This window comes from Streptomyces sp. UH6 (assembly GCF_013421635.1).
In the GTDB taxonomy this organism is placed as follows: Bacteria; Actinomycetota; Actinomycetes; order Streptomycetales; family Streptomycetaceae; genus Streptomyces; species Streptomyces abyssomicinicus.
The window spans coordinates 1-3,430 of the sequence record NZ_JACADT010000623.1 but is presented as its reverse complement, the minus strand read 5'-3'; the positions used below and the strand labels follow the sequence as shown (position 1 = coordinate 3,430).

Genomic DNA, 3,430 nt, shown 5'->3' with positions numbered 1-3,430 from the left:
CGCTCGCCCGACAACTGACGCGTCGTCGGGAAGCTCCCCGCCCCGCAGGCGGCGACGTACGGGCGCCGGACCCCCGCCCCGCAGGCGGGGATCGTGTGCTTGCTACTTGCATCAATCTCCCCGCGCACACCCGTTGACGCACGCATGTCATGAGCACCACCATTCCCCCACCCGTGCGAAACCACTTTCCGCATCACGGAATCCGGGAGGCGTTGGTGTACGTCCAGGAACTGGAGCCGGTCGGCGGATCGCTGGGGCTGTCGGCCCTGGTGGCCGCCCTCCCGCTGGTCGTCGTACTGGTCCTGCTCGGCGGGGTGCGGATGAAGGCCCACCTGGCCGGCCTCATCGGCCTGGCCGGCGCGGTCCTGGTGGCGCTCCTCGCCTACGGGATGCCCCTGGGGCAGACCCTCTCCGCCGCGGCCCAGGGCGCCGCCTTCGGGCTCTTCCCCATCATGTGGATCGTCGTCAACGCCCTGTGGGTGTACCGGATGACCGTCCGCACCCGGCACTTCGACATCCTGCGCCGCTCCTTCGGACGGCTCTCCGACGACCCGCGCATCCAGGCCCTGGTCGTCGCCTTCTGCTTCGGCGCCCTGCTGGAGGCGCTGGCCGGCTTCGGGGCCCCGGTCGCCATCTGCTCCGTGATGCTGGTCGCCCTCGGCTTCGACCCGGTGCGCGCCGCGGTGGTCGCCCTGGTCGCCAACACCGCGCCGGTGGCCTTCGGTGCGATGGGCACCCCGGTGGTCACCCTCGCCCAGGTCACCGGCCTCGACCTGGACACCGTCGCCTCCGTGGTGGGCCGTCAGACGCCGCTGCTCGCCCTCGTCGTGCCGCTGGTGCTGGTCGGCCTGGTCGACGGCAGGCGCGGACTGCGCGAGACCTGGCTGCCCGCCCTGGTCTGCGGCGTGGCCTTCGCGGTGGCCCAGTTCGCCGCCGCCAACTACGTCTCCGCCCAGCTGGCCGACATCGCGGCCGCCCTGGCCGGCGCCGGCGCCCTCGTCCTGGTGCCGACCGCCCGCAGGGCGGCCGCGCCCGAGGTACGCGAGAAGGTGCTCACCGGCACCCGCAGCGACGACCTCGACGTGCACGACGCGCGCGGCGAGGTGGTCCGCGCCTACGCCCCCTACGCGCTGATCGTGCTGATCTTCTCCCTCGCCCAGATCCCGCCCGTCAAGGAACTGCTCGCCAGGACCACCCAGGTCTACGACTGGCCCTTCCTGAACGTCGCGAACCCCGACGGCGAGCCGGTGAGCGGCAACATGTTCAGCTGGCCCGTCCTCGCCACCGGCGGCACCCTGGTCCTGCTCGCCGGCCTGTTCACCGCCGTGGTGATCGGGGTCCGGGCGGGCGAGGCCGTCAGGGAGTGGGTGGCCACCGTCCGCGAACTCCGGTTCGCCATCCTCACGGTGACCAGCGTGCTGGCCCTCGCCTACGTGATGAACCTGTCCGGACAGGCCGCCACCATCGGCCACCTCGTCGCCGCGGCCGGCGCCGGACTCGCCTTCCTCTCACCGGTCCTCGGCTGGTTCGGCGTCGCCGTCTCCGGCTCCGACACCTCGGCCAACGCCCTCTTCGGCGCCCTCCAGGTGACCGCCGCCCAGCAGGCGGGCCTCTCGCCCGAACTGCTCGCCGCAGCCAACAGCTCCGGCGGCGTCCTCGGCAAGATGATCTCCCCGCAGAACCTCACCATCGCCTGCGCCGCCGTCGGCCTCGCGGGCAAGGAGGGTGACCTGCTGCGGAAGGTCCTGCCGTGGAGCCTCGGACTGCTGCTGGTGATGTGCCTGATCGTTCTCGGCCAGAGTTCTCCGGTCCTCGGCTGGATGCTGCCCTGACGGAGCGTCCGGCTCCACACCGGCCACCAGCACCGAAGCTCCTCCCACCGGCCCGCCGTCGCCCGGACGGCGGGCCGGTCGCACGGTGTGCGGAAAAGGGCGGAGGGTAACTTGGGGGTCATCAGCCGACTTCCAGGAGGGCAGGCCGTGGCCGTAGATCTGTCGCAGCTCGTGAAGGCGTACGACGTGCGCGGTGTGGTTCCGGACCAGTGGGACGAGCCCATGGCCGAGCTCTTCGGCGCGGCCTTCGTCGACGTCGTGGGCGCCAGGGCGATCGTCACCGGGCACGACATGCGTCCCTCGTCCCCCGGCCTCTCGCGGGCCTTCGCGCGGGGCGCCGCCGCCCGCGGCGCGGACGTCACCGAGATCGGCCTCTGCTCCACCGACCAGCTGTACTACGCCTCCGGCGCCCTCGACCTGCCCGGCGCGATGTTCACCGCCTCGCACAACCCGGCGCAGTACAACGGCATCAAGATGTGCCGCGCGGGCGCCGCGCCGGTCGGCCAGGACACCGGGCTCGCCGAGATCCGCGCCCTGGTCGAGGGCTGGGCCGAGACCGGCGGCATCCCCGAGATCGCCGAGAAGCAGGGTTCCGTCACCCAGCGGGACACCCTCGACGACTACGCCGCGTACCTCAGGTCGCTGGTCGACCTCACCGCGATCCGCCCCCTGAAGGTCGTCGTCGACGCCGGCAACGGCATGGGCGGCCACACCGTGCCGACGGTGCTCGGCGGCCTCCCGCTGGACGTCGTCCCCATGTACTTCGAGCTGGACGGCACCTTCCCGAACCACGAGGCCAACCCGCTCGACCCGGCCAACATCGTCGACCTGCAGAAGCGGGTCCGCGAGGAGGGCGCCGACATCGGCCTCGCCTTCGACGGCGACGCCGACCGCTGCTTCGTGGTCGACGAGCGCGGCGAGCCGGTCTCCCCCTCCGCGATCACCGCGCTGGTCGCCTCCCGCGAGCTGGCCAAGCACGGCGGCGAGGGTGTGGTCATCCACAACCTCATCACCTCCTGGTCCGTCCCCGAGGTCGTCGAGGAGTGCGGCGGCACGCCGGTCCGCACCCGCGTCGGCCACTCGTTCATCAAGGCCGAGATGGCGAAGTCCGGCGCCATCTTCGGCGGCGAGCACTCCGCCCACTACTACTTCCGCGACTTCTGGAACGCCGACACCGGCATGCTGGCCGCGCTGCACGTCCTCGCCGCGCTCGGCGGGCAGCAGGGCACGCTCTCCGAGCTGGTCGCCCAGTACGACCGGTACGCGGCCTCCGGCGAGATCAACTCCACGGTCGACGACCAGGCCGGCCGCCTCGCCGCGCTCAAGGAGAGCTACCAGGGCCGCGAAGGCGTCGCCCTCGACGAACTCGACGGCCTCACGGTCACCGCGGCCGACTGGTGGTTCAACGTCCGCCCCTCCAACACCGAGCCGCTGCTCCGCCTCAACGCGGAGGCCCGGGACGAGGCCACCGTCGCGCGCGTCCGCGACGAGGTCCTCGCGATCATCCGCGGCTGACCCCCGCGCACCACCCGTGCCGCAGACCCCCTGCGGGCGGCCGGGCCGCCGGGAACCGCGGCACGGGTGGTCACCTCCCGCGC

The 3,430-nt window shown here is 72.6% G+C and carries 2 protein-coding genes; both read left to right on the top strand.

Translation table 11 applies throughout. From position 1 onward, the window contains the following. Nucleotides 1-215: 215 nt before the first annotated feature. The gene (locus HW445_RS23185; RefSeq protein ID WP_180222897.1) at nucleotides 216-1,832 is read left to right on the top strand and encodes an L-lactate permease; all 1,617 of its coding nucleotides are present in this window, start codon (nucleotides 216-218) and stop codon (nucleotides 1,830-1,832) included. 147 nt (nucleotides 1,833-1,979) lie between these two features. Continuing rightward, on the top strand, nucleotides 1,980-3,347 hold the full coding sequence (locus tag HW445_RS23180; RefSeq protein WP_180222896.1) for a phosphomannomutase/phosphoglucomutase: 1,368 nt from the start codon (nucleotides 1,980-1,982) through the stop codon (nucleotides 3,345-3,347). Nucleotides 3,348-3,430 lie beyond the last annotated feature (83 nt).